This is a genomic window from Pseudoalteromonas sp. MMG024 (genome assembly GCF_021654175.1).
In the GTDB taxonomy this organism is placed as follows: domain Bacteria; phylum Pseudomonadota; class Gammaproteobacteria; order Enterobacterales; family Alteromonadaceae; genus Pseudoalteromonas.
In genome coordinates, this window is sequence record NZ_JAKFZO010000037.1 from 1 (window position 1) to 26,941 (window position 26,941).

Below are 26,941 nucleotides of genomic sequence, written 5' to 3' on the forward strand. Positions count from 1 at the left end.
AAATATTGCTTCATCTCTCCAAGTAATTCTCTCTTGAAATAAATGTACCGAGGACTGCCACCTTTGCAGTGGCTGCCAGAAAGCCAATATTGAAATTCTTGAACATGTGAGAACTCAGAAGAATCAAGCTTATTAAATAAATCATTTATTGAGTCTTCACCTCTTTTCTTAGTATAAAGGCGTAATCCTTGATTTTCGGACGCTCTCAATCCAACTTCAGCCCCCATTTTCAAAATTAACCGATCTCTAATGGTGTCGCATTCTCTAATGAGATTGAATCGACCTGACTTAGAGACATAGTTGATTTTTTTTTCTTGTTCATCATTGTCTCGTGCAGTTGAAAGAGCATCTTTTGTTATATATAGCTCTACTGGGCTTCGCATTCCTATGTGAGCTAAAAAGTTGAAAAAAGCCGTAAGTCCTGTTTTATGTAGTTCTATAGTCTTTGGTGATAAGTGTTGAGGTAAGTAAGTATTAAGATAGTCAATTAATATTGATTCGGTAATTGTGTTTATTTGATGAACATTCACGCCTAAGGTGTTGTGATTCGAGTTAACGTACTTCAAAAATTTGAAAAGAGAATCTATGTAATCCCCTGCGGTGCTGGAAGCTACAGGTGTTTTGAGTAGCTCAATTATGTTCTTATTTTCTTCTTCTAGTTCACGCCGTTTATGAACGAGTAAGTTTTTACTGAGGTAATAAGAAAACAGCAATGGCAGCAGAATGATGCGATCTTCATCGTCTAAAAAGACTTTTAGCCTCTCTACTGTCGAATTTCCATATTGATAGTTATCTAATATTACGCCCTTCATGTTCTTACTTACCTTTGAAACATTAAATGTGATATATTTTCTTGCACTCACTTTTTAGGTGTTATTAGATAATAGACCATAAGACCACTACGGTTGGAAGTGGTGGAAGAAACAAACACCTGACACTGAACAAGTAATTCTTGAGTTGGTAGATATTTTCCATTTTGGTTTATCGCTTCGAATCGATGGCGAAATAAGTTATCAAGAGTTAGCAGAGCAGTTAACTGCTGAACTAGAAAAGCCAACTCAAGCTGACGATTTTAAGCAAACACTTGAGCTACTTGCTGCAAGTGCCGTGGCAAACAAGACATTTGATGCGGCAGCATTTGCTGGTTGTATGGCGCAAATTGGTATGGATATCGACGATTTATATCGTGGTTATATTGGTAAAAACACGCTTAATTTTTTCCGCCAAGATCATGGCTATAAAGATGGCAGCTACATTAAAGTGTGGAACGGTCAAGAAGATAACGAACACTTAGTTGAAGTAGTTAAATCACTCGATATTAATCAAGAGAACTTTGCTGAGCTGGTATACAAAGGCTTAGAGGCTCGCTACCCAGCGTAAGTTATAAAACAAATTAAACAGTTCAAAAAGGCCACTAATGTGGCCTTTTTTATGAGTTAAGTTATCGGCAGTAAAGTGCGGTAGTCTTCAATTGATAAGTAGTTATCAATAGTGCGGGTTGCTTTGGTGGAATCTGGGTTTGCAACCGCAAGAAGATGTTTAATACCAAACTGTTTTGCCGCATCAAGCACAGGCAAGCTGTCATCAACAAACAAAGTTCTGGTTTTATCAAAGCCAAGTTGTAGCTCCACTTGTTGCCACAAGCGCTGAGATTCTTTACTTACGCCAAACTCATGGGTTGAAATAAGCGCATCTAAATGCACATCAAATGCTGTTTGTTCAATTTTGAGTGACAGGCTATCAGGATGTGCATTGGTCAGTAAAATAAGTTTTTTTCCGGCCTCTTTAAGCGCTTTTAAAAATTCAGGTACGTCTTCTCGAATGCTAATTAAGTGCTTAATTTCTTGCTTTAACTCGATAATTGGCAAATCGAGTTCCTGCTGCCAATAATCTAAGCAATACCACTGTATTTGTCCTTCCACTTGTTGGTATTTTTCTGACAGTTGTGCAAACGCTTGTTGCTTAGTGATACCGTGTTTTTCTGCAAGTTTTTGTGGGATTAGTTCAAGCCAATAGTGGTTATCGAAATGAAGGTCTAATAATGTGCCGTCCATATCAAATAAAACGGTATCGATTTCCTGCCAATTTAACATAGGTTTTTTAGTTTAAAAGTTTTATTATAAATTTAGACTGTAGTTTAACAGAGTTTCAAGATGGCCGAGAATAAAGGATTAACACTCCCCCAAATTACAAACGTTACCGAGGTGTCGCACAGTAAATTATTTACGGTAGAAGCGATGGACTTAACTTTTTCAAATGGCGTTAAAAGGCAATATGAAAGGGTAAAAGGCGGGGGCCGAGGTGCGGTGCTTGTAGTGCCTGTGGATAGTGAAAATAATCTAATATTAGTGCGAGAGTACTGTGCTGGTACCCATGACTATCAACTCGGGTTCCCAAAAGGTCTAATTGATCCTGGTGAAACTGCGGTGCAAGCTGGTAATCGTGAGCTAAAAGAAGAGGCTGGATTTGGTGCAAAGCAACTTGCTGAACTAAAGTTAGTATCGTTAGCTCCAAGTTATTTTAACGCCAAAATGCACATATTGTTGGCGCAAGATTTATACCCCGAGAAGTTAGAAGGGGATGAACCTGAACCACTTGAAGTTGTTAAGTGGCCGTTAAGCGATTGGCAAACACTATTACAGCAAACCGACTTTACCGAAGCGCGCAGCGTTGCTGCACTATTATTAGCAAAACAGTATTTATCTTAATTTAATTTACAGTAGTACCGAATGAAAGAATTTATTGAGCCTTGTATTGAAATAGCGCGACAAGCAGGCGACGCTATTTTAGATGTATACCATCAAGATGACATTCAACTATGTGAAAAGTCAGATAACACGCCTGTGACAAAAGCAGATTTAGCGGCAAATGAGGTGCTATTAGCGGGTTTAAAAGCGCTAGCACCAGATATCCCGATTATGTCTGAAGAAACGCCAATTCCTGCTCTCTCAGACCGTGAGTCGTGGCAGCGATACTGGCTACTCGATCCGCTAGATGGCACAGGTGAGTTTGTGCTTAAAAGTGGTGACTTTGCAGTAAATATTGCGCTTGTTGAAAACAATAAACCGGTGTTTGGCGTTATTTTTTGGCCAACCGAAGGGGTAACATATTGGGCGATGCAAGGTGTTGGTTCATTTAAGCGTGAAAACGGCGAAGATGTTCAGCTGCAAGTTCAAAAGCAATCTCAATTAAAGTTAGCTGTCAGTAGGCGACAAAATATTGCAACGGTAAGTCAATACATTGACTCAGAGTTTGATACATTGCCATTAGGTTCGTGCTCATTAAAAGCGTGTGCAATCGCTGAAGGACGTGCTGATGCCTTTATGCGAATAGGGCCAACTGGAGAATGGGACACTGGCGCATCACAAATAATTGTAGAAATGGCAGGTGGTAAGCTTTTTGATGCGGAATTCAATCCAATCACCTATAACCAGCGCGAAACAACTGAAAACCCTGACTTTATTATTACGGGCGATCAAAGTTACCCTTGGCAAGAAATGATCAAACCGCATAAGCGTTGATGCTAATTTGAGCGGTTAAACAGTTTTTAAAAGAAAACACTTGCATAACTGTCATAAATCTTTATTATAGCGCCTCACTTAAGCAGCAAAGCTTAGGAATACAGGCGCGGGATGGAGCAGCCTGGTAGCTCGTCGGGCTCATAACCCGAAGGTCGTCGGTTCAAATCCGGCTCCCGCAACCAATTTTTGGTAGCCAATTCTTTTAGAATGAATTAAAACTTATAAGGCTTGTTCACGTTCGTGAACCATTCTGACGCGGGATGGAGCAGCCTGGTAGCTCGTCGGGCTCATAACCCGAAGGTCGTCGGTTCAAATCCGGCTCCCGCAACCATTTCCTAGTACTTTAAATTCTCCAATTTTTATAAATAGTTTATTTCGCCCTGCGGTCGTCGTTGGTGCCCAACGCGTATCACATCCGGCTCCCGCAACCATTTCTTAATACTCCCAATTTTTCAGTTTTCATATACAGCTTTTTCTACTTTTGAAATTATTCCTTTATATTTAGAGCTTTTAGCTTTTAGCTTTTACGGCAAATATTCATTAGCGCTTAATATCGCGTTAAGTTGAATTCGATAAGTCGTAAACTATTAATTTGCTATGTAATATCTTTCAAGTGAAGCGTTAGTCTGAGCATATCTTTGTGTTGAATACCATTTTCGAAAATTGGTTTAGGATAGTTTTCTAACAAGTGGTTTTTAATCACACTTTCAACACGAAATCCTAATTTTTGGTAAAAACTAAGTTGATGACCAAAAGCTCCAGTGCCTAATTCAATTATTTTAACGCCTTTGTATTTTATTTCGGCAATTGCATATGCCAGCAATTTAGAACCTGTTCCCTGTGTTTGATAAGCTGGCTGCACCGCAATATTCATAAGCTCGAAAGAGGTGTGTGAGCGTCGTTGAAAGACACAAGCAGCAATTACATTGTTATCGATAACTGCGGCAAAGCAGATGCCATTTGCTCAATATGCCTGTACTTTTTCAATGTTTGGGTCGGCTTCGAGTAAAAGAGCTAAAGGAAGCTTTTCAGGCTCAACGGGTATTAGTTGCATAAGAGTTACTTACGCTCAGTGAAGTGTTTTACCAGCAACTGATAGGCATGATTTGCTGCAATGTACTCACCAGTGTGTTGGTTATCTTGTTTATCTGGATGTGATGCGAGTGCAATTTTATACCAAGCACGCTTTACCTGTTTCAAATTAGCGTCACGAGCTAAGCCAAGGGTGTTAAATGCTGTATTCAAATCATCTGATGTTATTGTGCTATGTTCAGCGTAGTACTGCCAAAAGTTATCCAGTAACTGGTTTATTTCATCGTTTGAGATAGCGATATTGTTAAATTCTAAATAATACTCTGAAAGCGCAAGATTATGATTTGTGACTTGGTTTTCTTGATACTTAACAAGCTTTATATTGATTGATTCAATAATTAAACTATACCCTAGCTCTTTTGCATCATGTTGAAGGTTGAATAGGGCATTCATTACCAGAAAGTTTTGCTTAAACAGGTTTTGCTCTGGGTTTGAATCTAGGGTGTACAGTAGCTTTTGTTGCTTCAATTGGTTAAAAAGCGCGTTGAGTTTACAATTCGGGCATTGCAAAAGCGTTGCTAAAATAGCTTGTTGCAGTGTTAATGAGAGTGCCTCAAAGTTGCTATTCAAAATGTTCACTTCCTGTTTTAACACTTGCTGAGAAAGTTAGGCGACACAATGCCGCCTAACACTTATAAGCGTTAGTGCTTTTTAGCGTAGCTTTCGGCTTCGCGCCAAACACGCATTGTATTACCGCCTAATAACTTAATAATATCTTTATCAGAGTAGCCGCGATCTAATAAACCTTGCACTAGGTTAGGGTAGCTTGCTACGTCTTTTAAACCGATAGGTAGTGAGTCACCAACGCCGTCGTAGTCAGAACCAATACCAACGTAATCAATGCCAATTAGTTTTACTACATGGTCAATATGATTCAGTACTTGTTCTAAACTTGCAAACGGATATGGGTTTTTAGCACTGTATGCTTTTCTGAAATCTTTTACTTGAGAACTATTTGCGCCGAAAGTCTCTTTGGCTTGTTTGCGTGCTGCTTTCATTTTATCGCCCCAAGCACCCGCTGCAGAGGTTACAAAGCTTGAACCAAAGTTAATCTGAATAACACCGCCGTTTTCTTTGAGAGCAAGCAGCATTTTGTCATCCATATTGCGCTCAAAACCCGGCGTATATTTACGAAGTGATGAGTGCGATGCAATCACTGGCACTTCCGATAATTCCATCACCTGATAAAACGCATCGTCTGAAATATGCGAAACATCAATCAGCATGCCGATTTTATTCATTTCTTTTACTAGATCTTTGCCAAACGGGCTTAAACCCTTCCACTTGCGACGAATATCATATGACGAGTCAGAAATATGGTTGCTTTGTGAGTGCGCAAGGGTAATGTAACGCACACCACGGTCAAAGAAATGCTTTAGGTTTGCCATTTCCCCTTCCATTGGCGAGCCGTTTTCCATACCCATAGCAAGTGACATTAATCCTTGCTTAAACTGTGCTTCAACGTCAGCAGTGCTGGTTGCAATAGCAAATTTATCCGGTGCACGTTGTGCTAATGCTTCCATGCCATCAATTAATTGATTGGCTAGTTGGTAGCTTTTTCCTTTGCCTTCAAATTCGAGGTTTGCTGGAATGTAAATCGACATAAAAGGTACATTTAATCCGCCTTTTACACCTCTGGGGTAGTCAAAATCACCACCTTCCGTGGCTTTTGAGACATCATCCCATTTGTGGTAAATACGGTAAGGTACATCGATATGGGTGTCGATTAATAAGTTTTCTTGGGCGAGTTTTACCGCTTTTTCTGATGCTGTGTATTGTGATGCACCTACTGTGAACGTTGCCATAATGGCGCTTGCGATTAAGCTTGTTTTTATTAGATATTTCATAGTGGATTCTGTGTCGTTGTTTTCTTTATTGTGCTTGCTTTAATGAGTAAAGCAATAGAATCGCGATAGAAATGTTGAGAGCTGTTGGTAATCGAAGTTGTGAATAAGAAAGTGAAAAGTTAAAAAATAGAAAAGGCGCTGCCTTTTCTATTCATAATCTGGGTGTGATTCAAAGTCACTGGCTGGCATAATATTAATGGTTTCGTGCAATTCAGAAAATACTAATACCGCTGTGCCACTTTTGAGCTGTGCTCTCACTTGCTCAATTTTTAAGTTGAGTGCTGCCTCTTCTTCACCGTAGTCAGTGCCTTCTCGCAGAACAAATTCTTTAATTAAATTAGTCAGAGTATCTGGGTCAATTTGTTCAATCGGAACGATCATTTTAATTTGCCTAAAAGTTGTTGCTGGAAAAAATGGGGAACTTGCTGCTCAAGCCAAAAAATTGGTTTCAATGGGTTTTTACCGCTTATAAAGCCAACATGTCCACCTTGTTTGGAAACCAGTAGTTTAACCGCGTTGCTTACGTCTTCTTTTTGCGGAATAGCTTCTTGTGACAACATAGGGTCATCTTTTGCATGAATCACTAAGGTGGGAGTTGTGATGCGTTTTAAATACTGTTTGCCGCTTGATTTTAGGTAGTAATCGGCTGCATCTATAAAACCATGTAATGGGGCCGTTACTTTATTGTCGAATTCCCATAAATCGTAAATGTTTTCTAGTTGCTTTGCCGTTAAATTAATTGATTCTTTAATGTTATCAAGCTTTCTTGATGTGGACTTTTTTAGCCTATCCAATAAATATTTTTGATAAAGCTTAAAGCAACTTTTTTGAATCACTTTACATGATGACGCTAAGGCAAACGGGGCTGAAACAACGGCTGCGGCATCTAGCTGACATTCGTCTTCATACTCACCTAGGTACTTGGTTAATACATTGCCACCGAGTGAAAAGCCAACAGCCATTAATGGCTTACTTGGAAAGCGTTGCTTTAATATATTAACTAAAAAATGCAAATCGCTGGTTTCGCCGCTGTGATAGGCGCGTGCCTGCAAATTAGCTTTTTGTCCACAGTTTCTAAAGTGTAATAACACTACATCAAAACCGGCCAAAGTTAGGGCTTTCATCATGCCTTTAGCGTAGAAACTATCAATATTTCCTTCTAAGCCATGCAGCACAATTGCTAACGGTTTGTCGTCGGCAGCAATATGCTGAGAACTCCAGATCAGTTGCAGAAAGTCGTGATCGGGCGTAGTGATTTCTTCAATATTGTAATCAACGGTAAGGTTTGGGCGAAAAAAGCGCGGTAAAATGGTTTGTGCGTGCCGATTGGTCATCCACCAAGCTGGCTTAAAGTTTTGATCCATGGCTGTGTACAAAAGAAAAATATTTGTTCAGTGTATCATACCAATTCGCAATTATAATTATTCATTTTGAGGCATTAAATCTGTTGCTAACCGCGTTAAAGTTTTTCATGTAGCGCAGCTTTACAGCGAAATGATTGCCTTGCGAGCAGCGCGGTTTATTGCCTCAAGATAGAGCACTTAATTGCCCAAATTGGTATTAGAAAAAATAAAGCACCAAACTAGTTGCCTAGTTTGATGCTTTAGTGCGTCGTGCTTAATTCTAACAGGGTTTTTCAAATGCCGGCCCAAGCCCACATTATCAAATTTTATAAAACTGGTTATGACTCGCTAGGCTGATCGTTCTTAATCTTATTGATAAAGAAGCCTACGTAGAAAAGGCAAAGAACAATAACAACACCTAAAATGCCAAATGATAAAAAGAGCACAGGGTCCTGGAAAAAGTCTCTAAATAAATTGCTCATTGTGTTTCTCCTCTAACGTCAACACGAAAGAGAATAGAATAAGGTGAGCATAATGATCATGACTTAGATCAATATTTATCCCGCGTATTTGCGCGCTTTACGCAAGTTGAGTTAATGTTTGATCTAGGTCAGTTTTTGGCACTGCTAAAATGTTTTCTAGGTAGTATTTAAGCGGGCAGGTGGGAGGCGAATCGTTTGCTGTTACGCGATTAAAGGCGTCTACTAGCAATTGCTGCTCTTGCTTTTCAAGCTCTAACTCGGCATTGAGCATATGGGTTCGCAATACTGAGTAATTTTCCATTGTTTGCAAAGACTGTTTGAAGTTGGCTCGTATTTGGCGAAGCGGCTTCGTGTAGTTTTGGCTAAATTCCGTAACGTGTGCATGTAATACGGCAATGGTTGAGGTGCTTACGATTATGTTTTGTTGGGAGAGGTATTTAAGTAGTAAGCATAAATTGATATTGGCAGCGTATTTATCTTGTAGCTGTAAAAGCGCGCGGCTACGCGCGCTTTTACTGTAATACTGCAAAGCAAACTGCCAGAGGTTGCTACTGTGCAAATTGTGCTGCAAAGTCAGCTTCCTCTTGTTCAAGTGTTTCGAGCTTTTCAAGCAGATTTTCTTCAATCTCATTGAGCTGTGGCGCAAGTTTCGCCTGTTCCGCTAGCTGTTTATTAAGCTCTGCCTTATTTTCATCTTGATAGACGCTGGCGTCCGCAAGTGCGCTTTCAACGTTTTGCAGTGCATCACTAACTGTTTCTAACTGCTTTTCAAGTTTTTCAATTTCACGCTTTAATGGCTGCATTTGTTTTCTAAACTCAGCTTCAAGGCGTTTTTGCTCTTTGCGGTTTTGCACCTTGTTAGGTTTGCTTTCAACTGGCGCTGTATCACTTTCAGGTGTTTTAGCGACGTCTTTGTTGGCAAGCCATGCGTAGTAATCTTCAATCTCGTAACCAAGTTGAGTTACTTGACCGCTATCTACTAAATAAAACTGATCTGAAGTGTTTTTTAATAAATGACGATCGTGCGATACCGTAACCATTGCCCCTTCAAACCCTTGCAGTGCCATTACGAGAGCATGACGCATTTCAAGATCTAAGTGGTTGGTTGGTTCATCGAGTAGCAAGATGTTAGGTTTTTGATACACCAATAACGCCAGCACTAAACGCGCTTTCTCGCCACCAGAGAATGGCGCTACAGGCTCCAGCGCTTTGTCGCCATGAAACGCAAAGCAACCAAGAAAGTCTCTTAATTCTTGCTCTGTCGCTTTGCTATCCAGACGTTGCAAATGCAAAATGGCCGATGCACTTGGGTCGAGTGATTCGAGTTGATGCTGCGCAAAGTAACCTATACGCAAGCCTAGGTGGTGTACAAATTCGCCTGATTGCGCGTTTAACTCACCTGCTAATAATTTGATTAACGTTGATTTACCTGCGCCGTTTTTACCAAGTAGCGCAATGCGGCTACCTGGAACAAGGTTTAGTTTGATGTCTTGTAAAATGGTGACATCGCCATAACCCGCTTTCACTTTTTCTAAAGAAATAAGTGGGTTTGGTAAGCTAGGTGGCTCTTTAAAACTAAAGTTAAATGGCGAGTCGATATGTGCTGGCGCCAGTTTTTCCATTCGCTCGAGTGCTTTAACACGACTTTGCGCTTGTTTGGCTTTGCTGGCTTTGGCCTTAAAGCGGCGAATAAAGTTTTCTAAGTGCGCTATTTGTTCTTGTTGCTTTTCAAAGTTACTTTGCTGCTGAGCCAGTTTTTCAGCCTTAATGCGCTCAAACTGGCTGTAGTTACCTTTGTAAGTGTGAATTTGCTGCTGATAAACGTGCCAGATTTCGCCGACAATGGCATCTAAGAATTCACGGTCGTGTGATATTAGCACTAATGTACCTGGGTAGGTTTTCAAAAACTTTTCTAGCCAGTAAACCGCATCTAAATCTAAGTGGTTGGTTGGCTCATCCAGCAGTAATAAATCTGCTTCTTGTAATAACGCTTGGGCAAGGTTTAAGCGCATACGCCAACCACCTGAAAATGATTTTACCGGCAGAGATATTTGCTGCTGCGAAAAGCCTAAACCATGCAGTAACTCACCCGCTTTGGCCTCAATGTGATAGGCCTGTAGTTCTTCTAAAGCGAGATGAAGTTTAGCTTGTTTTGCACCGTCGTTGGCGTGTTCGGCTACATGAAGTTGCTCTCGCAGTGCGTAATATTCTTCGTAACCTTGCAGCACATACTCTAGTGCTGAAATATCTAATCCGGGCGTTTCTTGTTTTACTGATGCAATACGCCACTCTTTAGGAATACTACATTCGCCCATATCTGGTGATAGCTCATTGCGAATAAGTGCAAACAGGCTTGATTTGCCACAGCCATTATTGCCAACAAGACCTACTTTATGGCCCGCAAATAATGTTGCATTGGTATTTTTTAATAGTGGCTTGCCACCACGCAGTAATTCTAGATTAGAGATTTGAATCATTTAGTAAGCATTTTTGAAAACTTTTCTTGCGCTAGTATATCAAGTAATCAGTGTTGTTTGTTAAAATCGCTTTATCAACATTGTGATTAATTTGAAAACCATGAAACAGAAAAAACGTTTTATCGCGGGCGCAACCTGCCCAGAGTGTAAAAAGCAAGATACTATGATGCTATACAAAGAAATGGATGTTGAAAAAGTAGAGTGTGTTGAATGTGGCCACACTATGACGCAGGCTGAAGGCCAAGTTCAAGCGTCAACACGCCAGTTTGAACAAGTAATTGGTGTATTTAAGCCTGAGTGATCAGGCTTAACGTCAATTTAGTAATGCGGTGGTGGGGTTTCATGCTCTTCACTGACGACCGAAGACGGTTTCATTTCTTTTAGCTTTTCACCTACCAACTCAATTTGACGGGTCATTTTTGCCATCGCCATTTGGTGCTGCTTTAGCTCGTCATTTAAAATATCGATAGTTTCATCTTGGTACGCTACCTTTGTTTCAAGTTCGGTAATACGCGCTTCAAGACTGGTTATTTGTTCATTTGCCATGTTTCAGATAAACCGTTAGAACTTTCACTGATAATCTGCCTATTATCGCTAAAAGCGATGTCATATACTACTGCTGATTTTGGGCGCGAGTCTTTGCGCGGTGCTACTTGCCATGTTTGCAGTTCTTTTCCTGAGTTTGCATCCCATAGTGCAATGGTGCGTGCCGGCGAACCTGTGAGTAGTTGATTAGCATCAGGGCTAAAGCGCACTGCGCTAAATACTTTTTGTCGGGCTCTGAATTGCAGGTTACTAATTTGTTCGCCTGTTTGTAAGTTCCATACACTTGCTTGTTTTTTGCTGTCGGCGGTAAAGGCTCGGCGGCCTTCTCGGTCTAAACTTACTTGGGTTACGCGACTTGGATGATTAAAACGGTGAACTACCTGTGCGCTGCGGGTATCCCACAAATATGCGGTGTAGTCATTGGCGCCAGTTAGCGCGTAATAGCCATTTGGTGATAAATCGACGGCGTTGATTTTTTCGGTGTGACCCAAAAATTCGATTCTGCGACCAGTAGTTAGATCGATATGAATTACTTTTCCGTCACCTCGCCCATAAAGCACGTAACGGCCGTTATTGCTAACGGCTATATCGCGAATGCTCGATTCTTGGATTTTCCAAAAGCCGATATTTTCACCATTTTCGAGGCTCCAGACAGCAAAATTAGTGCGATCCGCAGTAACAGCGAACTTATTATCATCACTAATGTCTATAGCGAGAACGAGGTTGTCTTCGCTTTGTTGGTGGTTCCATTGGTAAAGCAATGCATTGTCATTCAAATTCCATACTGAAATGCCATGATTGATAGAGGAGACAACTGCAAGGCTGCCATTGGAGTTAAGGGCCGCTGCGTAACTGCCTTGTACTGCATGTTCTTGCGCATTGTTCGGTACGACATCGGTGTTATCGCACGCCGTTAAGGTAAATAGGGTAAAAATTAATAAAGTTATACTAAATGGCTTCATTTTTAATCTTATTTCCCTTAACTCTTAGACTGTGAGAGGTTAGACTAGGACGAGTTTTGAGAACAAGGTAGTTACAGATAATAATTATCGGCGTTGTCTCAGGTTAACGTCTTTGTCGTCATTATTTGTGTTTTACATCGATGTTTGTCAGCCTATCATGTAACTCATTTAATTTTAACTTAGATAATTGTAGATAAAAGGCATTTTATTTGCCGGAGAAAAAGATGAAAAAAGTATTTAAACTTTCATTCGTTGCTGCATCAGTGCTTGCACTTGCTGCATGTAATAAAGAAGCACCGAAAGCAGAAGTAAAATTAGAGACCGAAGTACAAAAACAAGCATATGGTCTTGGCGCTTCAATCGGTGAGTTTGTTAAGAAAGATCTAGAAGGTAAAACTGAAGTTGGTTTTGAACTAGATAAAGCGCTTATCGTTGCTGGTTTAGAAGAGTCTCTAGCGGGTAAATCACAGCTAACAGAAGAAGAAATTAAAGAGCTTTTAACGAAATTAAATACTGAAGTTGCTGAAAAGCAGCAAGCTGCGGCACAAGCAAAAGCTGAAGAAGTTAAAGCACAAGGCGTTGCTTTCTTAGCTGAAAACGGCAAAAAAGACGGCGTTGTAACAACTGATTCTGGTCTTCAGTATCAAGTTCTTTCTGAAGGTGAAGGCAAGAAGCCGCTAGCAACAGATACGGTTGAAGTTCACTATAAAGGTACACTAATTGATGGTACTGAGTTCGATAGCTCTTACTCTCACGGTGAGCCAATTACTTTCCCACTAAACCGCGTTATTAAAGGTTGGACTGAAGGTGTTCAACTTATGGCTGAAGGTTCAAAGTACAAGTTCTTTATCCCTTCTGAACTTGCGTACGGCGAGCGTGATCTTGGTAAGATCCCTGCAAACTCAACGCTAATTTTTGAAGTTGAGCTTTTAAAAGTAGTTCAGCCTGAAGCTGAAAAAGAAGCTGCTTCTGATTAATTTTAATTACCAGTTTTAAAGAGCCACCCTAGTTGGGTGGCTTTTTTATTTGCCTTTGTTGAATTATTGCTCTAAATTAAACTGACTAATCAGTCGGTTTTTATTTGGTTTAGACGTTTTATGAATTCATCCACCTCACACCCAGTTAATCTTGAGTCTGTCGATGCATCAGCACAACAAGATGCTAATGCAATTGATCTTGAAGCATCATTTTCAACACTAAAACAACAATACCTTACGAATAAACAGCCAAGTTTAATTGAGCGTAAAACCCTACTTAATAGCTTGAAAAATGCGCTGATTGAAAACCAACAAAGCTTGCTAGTTGCATTAAACCGAGACTATGGAAAGCGCCCTGATTTTGATAGCTTGATGGCGGATATATTACCGAGTGTTCAGCATCTTAACTATACCTTAAAGCACTTAAAAACATGGTTAAAACCAGAAAGGCGCAGTGCAGGTCTACTGCTCGCACCATCATCTATTTATGTTCACAAACAATCTAAAGGTGTGGTGGGTGTAATTGTGCCTTGGAATTTCCCTGTATTTTTAAGTATTGGGCCAATTGCAACGGCGTTGGCGGCTGGGAACAAAGTAATGGTTAAATTGAGCGAGTATACGCCATTTACTAATCAGGTATTACGTGAGACTTTTTCATCGCTAAGCGATAGCGTGACGATTATTGAGGGTGGGCCTGATATCGCCGCTAAATTTACTCAGCTTCCGTTTGATCATGTGTTTTTTACTGGCTCGACGTCTGTCGGGCGCTTAGTGGCAAAGTCGTGTGCCGAACGATTAGTACCGAATACCTTGGAGCTTGGCGGGAAATCTCCGGTAGTGATTACGCCTGATTCTGATTTAGAAAAGGCGGCTGATGCGATTATTCTTGGTAAATCGGTTAATGCGGGTCAAATTTGTGTTGCGCCTGATTACGTGCTTGTTGAGCAATCTCAGCATTTAGCATTTTGTCAGACTTATTTAGAAAGGTTCGCTGCTTTATATGATGTTGATAAGTTTAATGATGAATACGGTGCCGTTATCAATTTAGCGCAGTTTGAACGATTGCAAGCATTGTTAGATGATGCAAAAAGTAAAGGTGCCCGCGTGCTATCGCCTAAAGGCTATGAGATTGACGTGCAAAATCGCATTATGCCACCACAATTACTGGTTGATGTGAATGAGCAAATGTTGGCCTGTCAGAGTGAAATATTTGGACCTGTGTTGCCCGTAATTACCTACAGTGAACTTAGCGAAGCGATAAACTATATCAATAATAAAGCGCGTCCATTGGCGCTTTATATTATGTCCAAGGACAAGTTGGCAATTAATCAGATTTTGCAGAAAACACATAGTGGCGGCGTATGTATTAATGATACCTTAATGCATGTGGGGGCTGATGATGCACCATTTGGTGGAATAGGCGAGTCGGGCGTTGGTAATTACCATGGTCGTGAAGGGTTTGAAACGTTTTGCCATAAGCGTACAGTATTAAAAACACCATTATGGTTACCGCGCGTTAAGCTTATTTTAAAATTTAAGGGGTTGGCAAAGTCATTTCTCACAAAGTTGTTTGTACGTTAAATGGGTAACTCAAAAAAACAAAACTTACTGGACGCGGCATTAACACTATTTGTTGCACAAGGTATCTCTGAAACATCGACCGCGAGCATTGCAAAACATGCTGGCGTTGCGACGGGAACTTTATTTCATCACTTTGAAAATAAGAAGGTGTTAGTAGAAGCTTTGTATTTAAACCTGAAGCAGGAGTTGGTGACAAGTTTACAGTTAAGTAATGCAATCAATAGTAATGAACAGGCATTAAGTGTGTGGCGAAGCGCAATAAAATGGGGGCTTGATAACCCTGAAAAGTTTTCATTTTTTACCATTTATTATGCCAGTCCATGGCTTGAAGTGGACTTTAAACAAGGTGTTTTGAATAGTGTCTTTTATTTTTTGACTGAGTATATTGAATTGCAAAAACAGCAAGGTAACTTTGTGGCTTTGCCAACCGACTTTATTGCAATGCATATTCAACAAAGCCTTATTAATACAGTACTTTACTTAAGTCACGAGCAGGCAAATATTTTGGATGTTGAGAAGCTTATTGATAATAGCTTTAATACTTGTTTGTTCGGGCTAATCTGCAGAAATTAAAATGGCGTTAATAAGCGCCATTTATTCACTGTGATGAGTGTATAGATTCTCAATAAGCTCATCTTCAAGTTCAAAGCGTTGCTCAAGAACTTGACCTAATGTTGAAAGGTCTTCGTCAAACTTAGGCATTAAGCTTTTTTCTTTTGCGTTAGCGTAATCATCATTAAAGCTAAGTGCTACATCAGTTGAGGCTGAAATTTGCGGATAAAGCGATTGTGCAAGTTTAAGGCTTTCTGGGCCTTTTTCAGCGCATGCTTTTACTAAGTTATCGTAAATCTCAAAATGACCTGCTGATAGGTAGTCCATCAGAATCTGACAAAACTCAAGAATTTCAGATTTTTGTGGTAGCGCTTGGTCGCTTCGTTCATAGGGAGGTAAACCTGCAAGCTTACAGTAAATTACGAGTAAATCTTGACGCTCTTGCAACCAGTTATCGATTGCTGAGTGAGCTCCACCCCATTCTTCTTTGGCTTTTTCTAATCTCGTAAGCATATATTTGTCCCTTTACTTCAATCTAATAGCTATAACAATGAAATCTTGATGAAAGGTCAACTGATTTTTAACATATTTAATTTAAATCAGATTAAGTAGCTGATAGTTAAGAAGATTTTTAATATGCTATTTTGTGCTTAGAAAAAGTTCTTTATTTTCAATGTGCATAAAAAGAAAAAACCACCCAATAGGGTGGTTATAAAACTTTTTCTGACTTGATTAATTCAAGCTCTTATTTTTGTATCTATTTTATAACAAACTATTTTCATTTTAACAACGTTAAATTTCAAAAATAGGCGATTAATAGCAAAATAAGGGTAAAAAGATGAATAATTACGCATTTAAAGCGTTAGCGCTTGATCTTTCGCATAGTTAGTTAGCGTTCTAAATGATACAATTCGCGCAGTTTTATTTTTTAGGTTTTACACTACCATGAGTGAATTAAAGAACGATCGCTATTTACGTGCGCTACTTAAACAACCTGTAGATCAAACTCCAGTATGGATGATGCGTCAGGCTGGACGTTATTTACCAGAATACCGTGCAACACGCGCGCAAGCTGGCGACTTTATGAGCTTATGTAAAAATGCTGAATTAGCGTGTGAAGTAACGCTTCAGCCACTACGTCGTTACCCACTGGATGCTGCGATTCTTTTCAGTGATATTTTAACGATTCCTGATGCGATGGGGTTAGGGTTATATTTCGAGACTGGTGAAGGTCCTAAATTTGAACGCCCAATTCAGTCAATGGCCGACGTTGCTAATCTACCTATTCCAGATCCAGAAGATGAGCTTGGCTATGTGATGAATGCTGTGCGTACAATTCGCCGTGAATTAAAAGGCGAAGTACCATTAATTGGTTTCTCGGGTTCGCCTTGGACACTTGCGACTTATATGATTGAAGGTGGTAGTAGTAAAACATTTGGCAAAATTAAAAAAATGGCTTTCTCAGAGCCTGAGATTTTGCACATGCTACTCGATAAGCTTGCTGACTCAGTTATTAGTTACCTTAACGCACAAGTTAAAGCCGGCGCGCAATCGCTGATGATTTTTGATTCATGGGGTGGTGTATTATCGCCGCGCGATTACAAAGAGTTCTCATTAACTTATATGCAGAAAATTGTAGATGGGTTAATTCGTGAAAACGATGGTCGTAAAGTACCTGTTACTCTATTCACTAAGAATGGCGGTTTAAACCTAGAAGCGATCGCAGCAACAGGCTGTGATGCAGTTGGCCTTGACTGGACTGTTGATATTGCTGACGCACGTCGTCGTATCGGTGATAAAGTAGCGTTACAGGGTAATATGGACCCTGCAATGCTTCATGGTACGCCTGAGCGTATTCGTCAAGAAGTACAGCGCATTCTAGAGGGCTATGGTGACGGAACTGGTCACGTATTTAACTTAGGCCATGGTATTACACCAGAAGTTGACCCTGAAAACGCTGGAGTGTTTATCAACTCGGTAGGTGAACTAAGTAAACAGTACCACAATAAATAATGTACAGAGCCTTGCACTAGCAAGGCTTTTTTCTTTATGGCGATTACAGATTTTATTACTTGGCCTGGCAGCGTTGCCAACGCGAAGTTAATTCAACAAAAATTAGCTGCTAAAGTTAAATTAACACCAATGCAAAACCCTGTGCGATACATTGCGGGTATTGATGTTGCATTTCCCAACAGGGGCAAAACAACACGAGCTGCCATTGTGGTGCTCAGTTTTCCTAGTCTAGAAATGGTTGAGCTTACTGTTTATGAAGCCCCAACCGTAATTCCATATATTCCTGGTGTATTAAGCTTTCGAGAAGGTGGTGCAATACAGAGTGCGCTTGCGCAACTTAAAATCTCACCTGATGTATTAATGTTTGATGGTCAGGGTATTGCGCATCCGTTAGGGCTCGGAGTAGCGAGTCATATAGGCGTTATTTTAAATGTGCCGACACTAGGCATTGCGAAAAGCTGTTTGGTTGGTAAATTTGATGAGCCGGAGTTAATTAAAGGGTCGATTTCAGATCTGGTGATTAATGATAAGAAGAGTGGTTATGTCGTGCGCTCACGGGATAAGGTGAAGCCGCTTTTTGTTTCGCCCGGTCACTTAATAACAAAAGAGCAAGCTTTGCAGCTTGCTCTTCAATGTGTTACTAAATATCGTTTACCAGAGCCAACTCGGCTCGCCGATAAGCTTAGTAAGAATCAGATGTAGTATCAGCCATCATTGATGCTTCACTAAGTTCAATTAACTTAATGTAGTTTTGCGCTGGCCAGCTACGATTATTCGCTTCATTCAGTGCTTGTTGCAGTAACACTTGACCTTCTTGTACACGGCCTAGTTCAGAGTGCGCACTACCAAGTACTGATAATAGTACTGGGTGATTATTATCAACCGCACGCGCTAACTCTGCATACTTAATTGCACTTTGTGCGTCACGTAACTCAGCAACGTCAGAAAACGCAAGTAAGCGAGAATATTCAATCATTGCCGGTAAATACTGGCTATGCGCTGCGGTTTTTAGCATTTCAGCGGCTGTTTCAACATCATAATGAATGCTGCCGTAATTTAGCATGATGCGTGCTAGTTGATATTGCGCGCGTTCATTGCCTGACTCTGAAGCACGTTGTAACCAGTTAAATGCTTTCTCTTCATCAGGTTGGCAACCTTCACCATTTTCAAAACAGTGCATTAAGCGCATTTGTGCATCATGATTGCCATTAATAGCAGCTTTGTAATACCAATCGATATGCTCGTTTTCCGATGCTTTTTCAAGTACACCGTGTTCTAACATTAATGCATAGCGATTTTGTGCAACACTGTTACCTTTATCTGCAAGCTCGACAAGCTTGGTTTTGTATTCAGTAAGGGCACGCTCAAATTCACGTTTAACTTTGCTATTTTCAGAGCCAAGAGTAAATGAAGCAACCAAATCAAATACGCGACGTGGTTCACCTGTTGGGCTTACATCTGGCTCGAATTTCCATTTTTTCACTGCTTCTAAAGCAGCTTCGTCGATAACGCCTTTTGGAAATGATGCTAGAATTCGGCTATCTTCAACGACCCCACTTTCGTTGACATTATAGCCTATTGTTACCCAAGCTTTAGACGCTGAACGAGTGTTGCCATCGATTTCAGGTTCTACACGTTCTAATAATTTAGCGCGCTCAGGAAAGAAGTTGGTATGCTTTGAAATAGGTGCATAGCGTAAATCATGAAGCTTTTTACCAAAGCTATCTTTTAAGTCGATATATGCTTTTTTTGCTTCACGGCGCGAAGGTACTTGCTTACGTAATTCGCGATATTTATCTTTCGCTTGTGGGTGGCCAAAATCTTTAGCTAATAAGTACCAAGCGTAGGCTTTGGTAATATCTTTTTCGACGCCTTGACCATTTAAATAGGCAGTTGCGAGATCGTATTGCGCATTAACATGACCAAGTTTTGCAATCTTGGTGAGTTCGCTCACATATTTTTCAACATCTCCCTGTTTTTCATAATACTTTGCAGTTGAATAGTCCGCAAAACTGCTTACAGAAAACAAAGATAGTGCTGAGGCAAGTAATAGAGTGGGGGTTTTCATACTTAACAGCCTATTATTATTTTTTTAGGTTTTTAAGTTTACAATAATTTTACACGATCTCAAGCATTAGTTTAAAAAAGCGGCACTTTATGTGAATGTTTGTAATAAACCTGACATAAAGCGCCTTTTTGCTTTATTTAATTAACCGATTCAACCCGTTAAGCGCAGCTACTCGATAAGCTTCTGCCATGGTTGGGTAGTTAAATGTCGTATTAACAAAGTATTCTATGGTGTTGCCACCATTTTTTTGTTCCATTACTGCTTGCCCAATGTGAATGATCTCAGCGGCACGCTCACCAAACACGTGAATACCTAGAATCTCTTTTGTTTCGATATGGAAAAGGATTTTTAAACTGCCAACTTCTGTACCGGCAATTTGTGCACGAGCTAAGTGCTTAAACTGCGCGCGACCTACCTCATAAGGCACTTTTGCTGCCGTTAATTCTTGCTCAGAGCGGCCAACAGAACTAATTTCTGGAATAGTATAAATACCGCTTGGAATATCACGAATTAGTTTCTTATTACACTCGCCAGTGGTGATGGCATCTGCTGCGATTCGACCTTGATCAAATGCCGCACTTGCAAGGCTTGGGTAACCAATTACATCGCCAACTGCGTATATATTTTCAACTTCAGTTTGATAGTTTTCATTTACTTTCAAATTGCCTCGGCTATCTGAGCTTAAACCAATCGCTGATAAGTTAAGCTTGTCGGTGTTACCTGTTCGGCCGTTGGCAAACAGTAGGCAGTCAGCTTGCATTTTTTTGCCTGATTGCATATGCATAATGACGCAATCATCGCGGGTTTCTACTTTTTTAAACTCTTCGTTGTGGCGAATTAAAATACCACTATTCCAAAAGTGGTAACTCAATGAATCAGATGTTTCTGCATCAAGGAAAGCGAGTAGGCGATCACGGGTGTTTATGAGATCTACTTTAGCGCCTAGGCCACGAAAAATAGAAGCATACTCACAGCCAATTACACCTGCACCATAAATAATAATATGACGAGGGTCGTGCTTGAGACCTAAAATGGTATCGCTGTCGTAAACGCGCTTATGATTAAAGTCGATTTCAGCAGGGCGATACGGACGAGAGCCCGTCGCAATGACAATTGTTTGCGCTGATAATGACTCGCTCGAGCCGTCGTCTTTTAAAATTGAAATCGTATTTTTATCAACAAAGCTCGCCTCGCCATGAATTAGCGTAATACGGTTACGATCATAAAAGCTGGTGCGTAAATTAACCTGCTTTGAAATTACGTTACTCGCATGATCTAAAATATCTGGGTAGGTCATGCGCTCTCTGTGAGCTTGTGAATTAAACAGCGGGTTTGAATTAAACTCAATCAAGCGACTAACCGAGTGGCGCAGTGCTTTAGATGGAATTGTACCCCAGTGAGCACAACCACCACCCACTTTCGGTTGTTTTTCAACAACCGCTACGCGCTTGCCACTTTTCGCAAGGTTCATAGCTGTACCCTCACCACCAGGGCCAGTACCAATTATAATGGCATCATAATCATACTGTTTTTTAGTCGCTTGTTTTTTTGTCACAGAGTGTTCCTTTAACTAGTTTATTGCGAGCCCTTTAATTAAGGCTTTGTTTAACGCCAGCCAGTTTTGTTGTTGGTTTATTAAAGACGCTTTAATGTCATTATACTGCTTTTTCAATTGTGATTGCTCACATTGCTGTATCACTTTGTTTTTGCGCATCTCTAGTAAGCGTTTTCTTACTTTATAATAGTGCTGTATTTTACTTAATAACAACTCATATTCGTGCTGTAGTTTATCTAATTGCACATGACTGTCTTGCTTTTCAAGTAAGGTACGTTTGGTTTTTTCCATCAAAGTTGCCGCTTTTGCGCGTTCAATTCGCTCTTGCGGTGTTTTGCGTAACTTTGAGGCTAATCCCAAAAATGACAGTGATTTTATCAGCCATTTTGTCGGATCGTAATGCCACCATCGGATACCATTACGGTAATCAGATGCAAAAATATGATGGAAGTTGTGATACCCCTCTCCGTATGTGAATAACGCTAAAAAGCCATTATCGCGGGCGGTGTTTGATTCAGTGTAAGGGCGAGAACCCCAAATATGTGCCAGCGAATTAATGAAAAAGGTAAAGTGTTGGCTCAGTACTAAACGCAATAAACCCGCAAGAAGTAGCATTCCCCATACATTGCCAAACACCAGGCCAAGCACTAATGGGATACCAAAGTTGGTAATCAGGGTAAGCGCCAAATAATGTTTATGTTGCCACATAACAACACGATTTTTTTGTAAATCTCGACAGTTTGAGTAGTCGTTGTACCTATGAGCTTGATATTCGCGCAGCATCCAACCAATGTGGCTGTACCAAAATCCGCGAGTCGCAGCGTAAGGGTCGTGTTCAGCGTCATCAACTTTGCCATGATGCAGGCGGTGATCTGAACTCCAATGTAAGGCGCTATTTTGAATTGAGAACGCACCGCCGATCGCAAAAATAAACTCAACCACAGGATGGGTTTCATAAGTTTTGTGCGCCCATAAACGGTGATAACCGGCAGTAATTGATAAACCGCAATAAAACATACACGTAATAAATGCGATCCAGTTTGCGCTACTGTAGCCATACGCTAGACCGTACCAAGGCACGATGGTAACAGCAGCCAAAAAAGTGATGGTAAAAAAGAGGGTATTAAGCCAAATAATAGGTGGTTTTTTCATTCTTAAAAATCTCAGCGTACACTTGTACGCTAAAATAGTTTTATATGGCCTTTTTATCAAGTGAATTCGACAAAATTCATAAATATTTTTTCTGTGGTAAACTGCGTGCAAATTAGATGGGGGACGTATGTCGGGTATTCGCGCACAACAAAAAGAAAAGACAAGACAGGCTTTAATTGCAGCGGCTTTTAACCAGCTGAGTGCTGAGCATAGCTTTTCTAATCTAAGTTTACGTGAGGTCGCACGCGAAGCGGGAATAGCACCTACGTCTTTTTATCGCCATTTTAAAGATATGAATGAGCTTGGTTTAACCTTGGTTGATGAAGCAGGCTTGATGTTGCGTCAATTGATGCGTCAGGCTCGTCGTCGTATTGAAAGCGGTGGCAGTATTATCAATATATCTGTATTGACGTTTATGGAGTTTATTGATGAGTCGAGTAACCAGTTCCGTTTATTATTGCGAGAGCGTTCGGGTACATCAAAAGCTTTCAGGGCGGCAGTTGCTCGTGAAATTAAGCACTTTATTCTAGAACTCGCGCATTATTTAGAAAACGAGACTGGTTGTGATGCTAATCATGCGTATATACAAGCAGAAGCAATGGTTACGTTAGTATTTAACGCAGGCGCTGAAGCGCTTGATCTCACTAAGCCACAGCGTGAGCAACTTACCGAGCGTATTATTTGGCAATTGCGTTATATTGCTAAAGGGGCATCAAGCTATACCAAAGAAAAAAAAGCAGCTAAATAGCTGCTTTTTTTGATGCATGTTTTACTTGCGCGTAAGAAATACGCCGGATTCGATATGATGGGTATACGGGAACTGATCAAAAATGGCAAAACGCGCGATGGTATGAGTTTCAGTTAGTTGCTGCAAATCTCTTTCCAGCGTATCTGGGTTACATGAAATATAGATAATGTTGTCATACCCTTGTACTAAATCAGTGGTGTCTTTGTCTAAACCGGCACGTGGCGGGTCAACTAAAATACTTTGACAGTTGTAACTTTTAAGGTCGATACCGTTTAAGCGGGAAAACTCTTTTTCACCATTCATTGCCATAGTGAACTCTTCACTCGACATACGGATTATATCGAGGTTGTCGATTTTGTTTTTGGCAATATTAAATTGTGCGGACTTGACTGAAGACTTAGAAATTTCGGTGGCAAGTACGCGATTAAAGCTAGGCGCTAACGCAATTGAAAAGTTACCGTTACCACAATAAAGCTCTAGTAGATCATTATTAAGAGGTTTTGAGACATCGATTGCCCACTCGAGCATTTGCTCGTTTAGTTTGGCATTTGGCTGAGTAAAGCTATTTTCAACTTGCTGATAAACAAGTTCACGATTATCTACATTCAGCTTTTCAATGACATATTCTTCACCAAGCACAATTTTTTGCTTGCGAGCTCGGCCAATAAAATCGATATCAAACTCTTCTTTTAGTAAAGCCTTTAGCTTATTAGCCTCGTTTACCCATTCGTCATCAAGTTGCTTGTGATATATCAAGCTAACAAGAATTTGTCCGCTTAGTGTCGACAAATAATCAATTTGGAAGAGTTTACGACGTAAAATTTCATTCGGTTTTAATAGATCTAACAAACGTGGCATTAATTCATAAATTAATGGTGCTGCAGGATCAAACTGATCAACTCTGATTTTCTCTTTTGTTTCTGGGTCAAACATAATGTGAAATAAATCTTCACCTTCATGCCACACGCGAAACTCTGCACGTTGTCTGTAATTTTTTGTTTCAGACGCAAATACTTCTAATTTTGGCGCGTTAAACTGCGCGAATTGTTGGCTGATACGTTGTTCTTTTTCAGCAAGTTGTTCGTCGTATTGTGAAGTATCTATTTGAATTACAGGCATATGCTTTTTAACCTCTAGTGTGCGAGTCGCGCTATTGTAGGTTGTGGTTTTTCTTTGTCCAGTTATAGCATAGAAAAAATGTGACATACTTATACTGACTCACTTAAATAGCGAATCATTTACGCGGGCTTTTTTGATTGTTAATCACGCTATTATTTATCGATTTAGAAGTACTACATCAGAAAACTTCGCCTTAGCAATATCGAATATCAGACTTAACTAAGTGGGTATTACCTTTATATAAGGAGGCTGAACAGTGCTTAAATTAATGATTTATACTTAAGTTGTTCACTATTTGGTCGATAAGTAGACATTCTGAAATGGAGGCAATGATTATGAAAGTGGGTGGATTGGGGTATCAACCCGAAAACAAGTATGGTTTTTCTCAAAATAAACCAAACGAAATAGCACAAAACGCATCGTCTAAAGATGTTTTTACCATGTCTCAACGAATAACAATTGCTAGTCAGATCTCCTATCAAAAAATGATGGGGACAATACCATTTGAAAGTAAAGTGAAACCGCAAGCCACAAGTAATACGTTTGATTTTGAAGAAGTGGCTAAAAATGTACTGTCCTTTGTTAAAGGTGCCATTTTAGGTGCTCAAGCGGACGGAGCTAATGAAGGTTCGTTGGCCAATATGCTTGATCAAGCACGTAAAGGGATAGAGCAAGGTCTGGGTGAGGCAATTAAAGAGCTTAAAGACAGCGATTTGTTTAGTGATGATATTGAAAAAGGGGTGGAAAAAAGCCGTGAACTTATTTTTGATGGCCTAGACGAATTTGAAGAGTCTTTATTTAACCCAGTAAGCGAACAGTCAAAGTCTACGAGTTTTAATGCGCAGAATTATTATAAGCTAGAAAATGGTGCGAGTTACGAGATTAAAACAGCTGAAGGCGATGTAATTAAGTTAACATACAATAGCCAGTATCAGTCGTCGGAACAATTCTCTTATAATAAAGATGGTAACGGCGAGTCGTTGAGTTATTCGTCTTCTCAGTCGAGTTCACAAGCTTACTCATTTTCAGTCGAAGGTGACTTAAATGAAGATGAAGTCGCAGCAATTAATGAACTTATGTCAGATTTGCAAGAAGTTAGTAACGAGTTCTTTAATGGCTCGCTTGATGAAGCGTTTGAGCAAGCAAAAAATCTAAACTTAGACTCTCCACAATTGGTGGCTATGTCGATGAACTTGCAGCAAACAGAAGTCAGAGCAAGTGTGCGAGAATACCAAACGACGCAACCAGGTAGAGAAATTGCTAAGCAACTTGAACCAATAAATGAAGGGCTAAAAGAAAGTTATGACAAAGCGAAGCCACTCAATATTGAGAATCAATTGACGCAATTATTAACTTGGCTGAATCAACAGCAGGCTAATAAAGAGAATCTGTTGGATTACAGTACTAGCTTTTTTGAACAGCTAAATCAAAAGCAACAAAAAGAAAGCTAGGCCATCGCTTGTGAATTAAAAAATCTATGGCAAACTACTCGGGTTAATAACGTATTAGGTCGGGTAGTTTGGCTAAGCACATTGTTGTATTTGATTCTGGCATTGGTGGCACATCGGTACTTGAACATATTCAAGCGAGTTTACCGAGTGCAAGATTCAGCTATCTTATGGACAACAAATACCTGCCGTACGGAAAACGCTCTTCTCAGTTCTTAACGCAACGTATTACTAGTCTGTTAACTCAATTTATTAAAGAAATTGAGCCTGTCGATATATTGGTTGTTGCCTGCAATACTGCGAGCACGCAAACATTAGTACAACTTCGCGCACAATTTGATTTTCCAATAGTAGGCGTTGTACCCGCAATTAAACCAGCTGCAGAGAAATCCCTAAGCAAACGAATTGGCGTATTAGCAACGCCTGCCACAGTTGCAAATGAATACACCGCAACATTAATTGATGATTTTGCAAGAAGCTGTGAAGTTGACTTATATGGTTCTAGCGAACTAGTAAGATTAGCTGAACACAAGTTCTGGTTTAATACATTAGATATGCAAGCGTTAGCTCAAGAACTCGATAAATTAGCAATAAACAGTGAAATTGATCATTTAGTTTTGGGGTGTACGCATTTTCCAATTATTGCAAATGAACTTAAACACTTAATAAAGCATGATTTACAACTACTCGATTCTGGTGAGGCAATCGCGAATCGTGTATCGAGTCTGATTGGCGAGTGTAATGCAGTAGATAATAAAAAGCAGCCGATAGATTATTATGCTACGGCTGCTTTAGAGCAGACTAAATTAAAAATCTCCGTGATTAATGATTAACACTATCATCCGAAGAATTATTGTCATCTGACTTTTGTTTCGCTTCACGTACTTTTAAAGTGCGCTGTTGAAACTCTTTATCATTTAATGCCGAGATAATTTTATCGGCATCCTTTTCTGCGACTTCTACAAACCCAAAGCCGCGACGTTTACCAGTATGCTTATCCTTTAATAGGCGAACAGAGAATATTTTCCCGTGTTGTTCAAATAAACTTCTAACAACCGCTTCGTTTGCCTTATAAGGTAAATTACCAACATAAAGTGATTTACTTGCTTCTTTCTTTTCAGTTGCACCATGAGCAGAAAAGCTTGCAAGAACACCACCAATCAAAATGCCTACAGCAATAGCTAAAGATGAACTTGTAAGTACTGATGATAATGCAAAATGAACTACGGCATAGCCGATAAGAGATGCGATAAAAATTATTATTAATGATTTTTGTTGCGATGAACTCATTTTAAAGATTCCGAATTACACAAATTAAACATAAAATTAACAAATGTTCATGCTTATCTTATCTTACTTTGCTCACAAGGCAATGATATCAGAACAAATAAGCGGTAAAATTATTTAAGTTAAGTTTTAAAAGCCCATTAAACAGGCAAAAACGTATAAAAACGAGCC

Annotated in this window: 29 protein-coding genes, 2 tRNA genes and 1 pseudogene; 14 read left to right on the top strand and 18 right to left on the bottom strand. The window is 39.9% G+C overall.

Features of this window, described 5'->3' with window-relative positions; genetic code table 11:
• Positions 1 to 812: hypothetical protein (locus L1068_RS21170; protein WP_237131860.1), on the bottom strand; the 812-nt coding region annotated here is incomplete at its 3' end.
• A gap of 82 nt (positions 813 to 894) precedes the next feature.
• Between L1068_RS21170 and L1068_RS21175 the strand changes: the two are divergent.
• Positions 895 to 1,380, top strand: a pseudogene (locus tag L1068_RS21175) (dUTP diphosphatase); the annotation flags it as partial.
• Between the two features lie 56 nt (positions 1,381 to 1,436).
• On the opposite strand, the gene yrfG reads toward L1068_RS21175, so the two are convergent.
• Complete coding sequence (gene yrfG, locus L1068_RS21180) at positions 1,437 to 2,093, bottom strand: GMP/IMP nucleotidase (protein WP_237131861.1); 657 nt, start codon at positions 2,091 to 2,093, stop codon at positions 1,437 to 1,439.
• 60 nt (positions 2,094 to 2,153) lie between these two features.
• Between yrfG and nudE the strand changes: the two genes are divergently transcribed.
• The 4 genes from nudE (at position 2,154) to L1068_RS21200 (ending at position 3,852) form a co-directional block, all read left to right on the top strand.
• A complete protein-coding gene (gene nudE / locus L1068_RS21185) occupies positions 2,154 to 2,708 on the top strand; it encodes an ADP compounds hydrolase NudE (RefSeq protein ID WP_100912442.1) in 555 nt (184 codons plus the stop codon).
• Positions 2,709 to 2,729: 21 nt separating this feature from the next.
• Positions 2,730 to 3,521: a 3'(2'),5'-bisphosphate nucleotidase CysQ gene (cysQ, locus tag L1068_RS21190; protein WP_054980471.1), complete on the top strand. Its 792-nt coding sequence runs from the start codon at positions 2,730 to 2,732 to the stop codon at positions 3,519 to 3,521.
• Positions 3,522 to 3,626: 105 nt separating this feature from the next.
• Positions 3,627 to 3,703: transfer RNA gene (locus L1068_RS21195), tRNA-Met, on the top strand.
• 72 nt (positions 3,704 to 3,775) lie between these two features.
• Positions 3,776 to 3,852, top strand: a tRNA-Met gene (locus L1068_RS21200).
• 264 nt (positions 3,853 to 4,116) lie between these two features.
• Here L1068_RS21200 and L1068_RS21205 read toward each other — a convergent pair.
• From L1068_RS21205 to L1068_RS21240, 8 genes are all read right to left on the bottom strand, one after another.
• Positions 4,117 to 4,476: a GNAT family N-acetyltransferase gene (locus L1068_RS21205; RefSeq protein WP_343221995.1), complete on the bottom strand. Its 360-nt coding sequence runs from the start codon at positions 4,474 to 4,476 to the stop codon at positions 4,117 to 4,119.
• 104 nt (positions 4,477 to 4,580) lie between these two features.
• Positions 4,581 to 5,183, bottom strand: a complete 603-nt coding sequence (locus L1068_RS21210; RefSeq protein WP_237131862.1) for a DNA-J related domain-containing protein — start codon at positions 5,181 to 5,183, stop codon at positions 4,581 to 4,583.
• A gap of 71 nt (positions 5,184 to 5,254) precedes the next feature.
• Positions 5,255 to 6,418, bottom strand: coding sequence for a dipeptidase (locus tag L1068_RS21215; RefSeq protein WP_237131879.1), 1,164 nt, complete (start codon positions 6,416 to 6,418; stop codon positions 5,255 to 5,257).
• Between the two features lie 189 nt (positions 6,419 to 6,607).
• Positions 6,608 to 6,841: a YheU family protein gene (locus tag L1068_RS21220; protein WP_237131863.1), complete on the bottom strand. Its 234-nt coding sequence runs from the start codon at positions 6,839 to 6,841 to the stop codon at positions 6,608 to 6,610.
• The gene (locus L1068_RS21225; protein ID WP_237131864.1) at positions 6,838 to 7,824 is read right to left on the bottom strand and encodes a hydrolase; all 987 of its coding nucleotides are present in this window, start codon (positions 7,822 to 7,824) and stop codon (positions 6,838 to 6,840) included. Before L1068_RS21225 ends, L1068_RS21220 begins: the two co-directional genes overlap by 4 nt.
• Before the next feature lie 317 nt (positions 7,825 to 8,141).
• Positions 8,142 to 8,285 carry a DUF3149 domain-containing protein gene (locus L1068_RS21230; RefSeq protein WP_010562184.1) on the bottom strand — a complete coding sequence of 48 codons (144 nt, stop codon included), beginning with the start codon at positions 8,283 to 8,285 and terminating at the stop codon, positions 8,142 to 8,144.
• 97 nt (positions 8,286 to 8,382) lie between these two features.
• Positions 8,383 to 8,856 (bottom strand): TIGR02444 family protein, encoded by a 474-nt coding sequence (locus tag L1068_RS21235; RefSeq protein ID WP_237131865.1) that lies wholly within the window; start codon positions 8,854 to 8,856, stop codon positions 8,383 to 8,385.
• On the bottom strand, positions 8,834 to 10,762 hold the full coding sequence (locus L1068_RS21240) for an ATP-binding cassette domain-containing protein (RefSeq protein ID WP_237131866.1): 1,929 nt from the start codon (positions 10,760 to 10,762) through the stop codon (positions 8,834 to 8,836). The genes L1068_RS21235 and L1068_RS21240 overlap by 23 nt, the downstream gene beginning before the upstream one ends.
• Before the next feature lie 100 nt (positions 10,763 to 10,862).
• Here L1068_RS21240 and L1068_RS21245 point away from each other — a divergent pair, with 100 nt between their 5' ends.
• Positions 10,863 to 11,063, top strand: coding sequence for a YheV family putative zinc ribbon protein (locus L1068_RS21245; RefSeq protein WP_010562181.1), 201 nt, complete (start codon positions 10,863 to 10,865; stop codon positions 11,061 to 11,063).
• A gap of 17 nt (positions 11,064 to 11,080) precedes the next feature.
• Here the strand turns inward: L1068_RS21245 and L1068_RS21250 are convergent, their stop codons facing one another.
• Positions 11,081 to 11,293: a SlyX family protein gene (locus L1068_RS21250; protein WP_040642755.1), complete on the bottom strand. Its 213-nt coding sequence runs from the start codon at positions 11,291 to 11,293 to the stop codon at positions 11,081 to 11,083.
• A complete protein-coding gene (locus tag L1068_RS21255; RefSeq protein ID WP_237131867.1) occupies positions 11,290 to 12,270 on the bottom strand; it encodes a hypothetical protein in 981 nt (326 codons plus the stop codon). Before L1068_RS21255 ends, L1068_RS21250 begins: the two co-directional genes overlap by 4 nt.
• 224 nt (positions 12,271 to 12,494) lie before the next feature.
• On the opposite strand from L1068_RS21255, the gene fkpA reads away from it, so the two are divergent.
• From fkpA to L1068_RS21270, 3 genes are all read left to right on the top strand, one after another.
• Positions 12,495 to 13,247: an FKBP-type peptidyl-prolyl cis-trans isomerase gene (gene fkpA / locus L1068_RS21260; RefSeq protein ID WP_237131868.1), complete on the top strand. Its 753-nt coding sequence runs from the start codon at positions 12,495 to 12,497 to the stop codon at positions 13,245 to 13,247.
• A 120-nt stretch (positions 13,248 to 13,367) separates the two neighbouring features.
• Entirely contained in the window at positions 13,368 to 14,828 is a 1,461-nt protein-coding gene (locus L1068_RS21265; RefSeq protein ID WP_237131869.1) for a coniferyl aldehyde dehydrogenase, read from the top strand.
• Positions 14,829 to 15,401, top strand: coding sequence for a TetR/AcrR family transcriptional regulator (locus L1068_RS21270; RefSeq protein WP_237131870.1), 573 nt, complete (start codon positions 14,829 to 14,831; stop codon positions 15,399 to 15,401).
• Between the two features lie 21 nt (positions 15,402 to 15,422).
• Here L1068_RS21270 and rsd read toward each other — a convergent pair whose 3' ends face one another.
• Positions 15,423 to 15,893, bottom strand: a complete 471-nt coding sequence (gene rsd, locus L1068_RS21275; protein WP_237131871.1) for a sigma D regulator — start codon at positions 15,891 to 15,893, stop codon at positions 15,423 to 15,425.
• 432 nt (positions 15,894 to 16,325) lie between these two features.
• Between rsd and hemE the strand changes: the two genes are divergently transcribed.
• On the top strand, positions 16,326 to 17,393 hold the full coding sequence (hemE, locus tag L1068_RS21280) for a uroporphyrinogen decarboxylase (RefSeq protein WP_010562174.1): 1,068 nt from the start codon (positions 16,326 to 16,328) through the stop codon (positions 17,391 to 17,393).
• Between the two features lie 36 nt (positions 17,394 to 17,429).
• Positions 17,430 to 18,095 carry a deoxyribonuclease V gene (gene nfi / locus L1068_RS21285; RefSeq protein WP_237131872.1) on the top strand — a complete coding sequence of 222 codons (666 nt, stop codon included), beginning with the start codon at positions 17,430 to 17,432 and terminating at the stop codon, positions 18,093 to 18,095.
• On the opposite strand, the gene L1068_RS21290 is transcribed toward nfi, so the two are convergent.
• From L1068_RS21290 to L1068_RS21300, 3 genes are all read right to left on the bottom strand, one after another.
• Positions 18,076 to 19,461, bottom strand: a complete 1,386-nt coding sequence (locus tag L1068_RS21290) for a TonB family protein (RefSeq protein WP_237131873.1) — start codon at positions 19,459 to 19,461, stop codon at positions 18,076 to 18,078. The two genes, nfi and L1068_RS21290, sit on opposite strands and share 20 nt — an antisense overlap.
• A gap of 133 nt (positions 19,462 to 19,594) precedes the next feature.
• Positions 19,595 to 21,016 carry a Si-specific NAD(P)(+) transhydrogenase gene (gene sthA, locus L1068_RS21295; protein ID WP_040642747.1) on the bottom strand — a complete coding sequence of 474 codons (1,422 nt, stop codon included), beginning with the start codon at positions 21,014 to 21,016 and terminating at the stop codon, positions 19,595 to 19,597.
• A 15-nt stretch (positions 21,017 to 21,031) separates the two neighbouring features.
• The gene (locus tag L1068_RS21300; RefSeq protein ID WP_237131874.1) at positions 21,032 to 22,168 is read right to left on the bottom strand and encodes a fatty acid desaturase; all 1,137 of its coding nucleotides are present in this window, start codon (positions 22,166 to 22,168) and stop codon (positions 21,032 to 21,034) included.
• 127 nt (positions 22,169 to 22,295) lie between these two features.
• Between L1068_RS21300 and fabR the strand changes: the two genes are divergently transcribed.
• Positions 22,296 to 22,916, top strand: a complete 621-nt coding sequence (fabR, locus tag L1068_RS21305) for an HTH-type transcriptional repressor FabR (protein WP_100912456.1) — start codon at positions 22,296 to 22,298, stop codon at positions 22,914 to 22,916.
• Positions 22,917 to 22,937: 21 nt separating this feature from the next.
• Here fabR and trmA read toward each other — a convergent pair whose 3' ends face one another.
• Positions 22,938 to 24,035: a tRNA (uridine(54)-C5)-methyltransferase TrmA gene (gene trmA / locus L1068_RS21310; protein WP_237131875.1), complete on the bottom strand. Its 1,098-nt coding sequence runs from the start codon at positions 24,033 to 24,035 to the stop codon at positions 22,938 to 22,940.
• A 335-nt stretch (positions 24,036 to 24,370) separates the two neighbouring features.
• Between trmA and L1068_RS21315 the strand changes: the two genes are divergently transcribed.
• Entirely contained in the window at positions 24,371 to 25,486 is a 1,116-nt protein-coding gene (locus L1068_RS21315) for a DUF5610 domain-containing protein (RefSeq protein WP_237131876.1), read from the top strand.
• A 68-nt stretch (positions 25,487 to 25,554) separates the two neighbouring features.
• Complete coding sequence (murI, locus tag L1068_RS21320) at positions 25,555 to 26,316, top strand: glutamate racemase (protein ID WP_237131877.1); 762 nt, start codon at positions 25,555 to 25,557, stop codon at positions 26,314 to 26,316.
• Here murI and L1068_RS21325 read toward each other — a convergent pair.
• A complete protein-coding gene (locus L1068_RS21325; RefSeq protein WP_054981580.1) occupies positions 26,306 to 26,773 on the bottom strand; it encodes an RNA-binding protein in 468 nt (155 codons plus the stop codon). The genes murI and L1068_RS21325 overlap by 11 nt on opposite strands.
• Between the last annotated feature and the right edge of the window lie 168 nt (positions 26,774 to 26,941).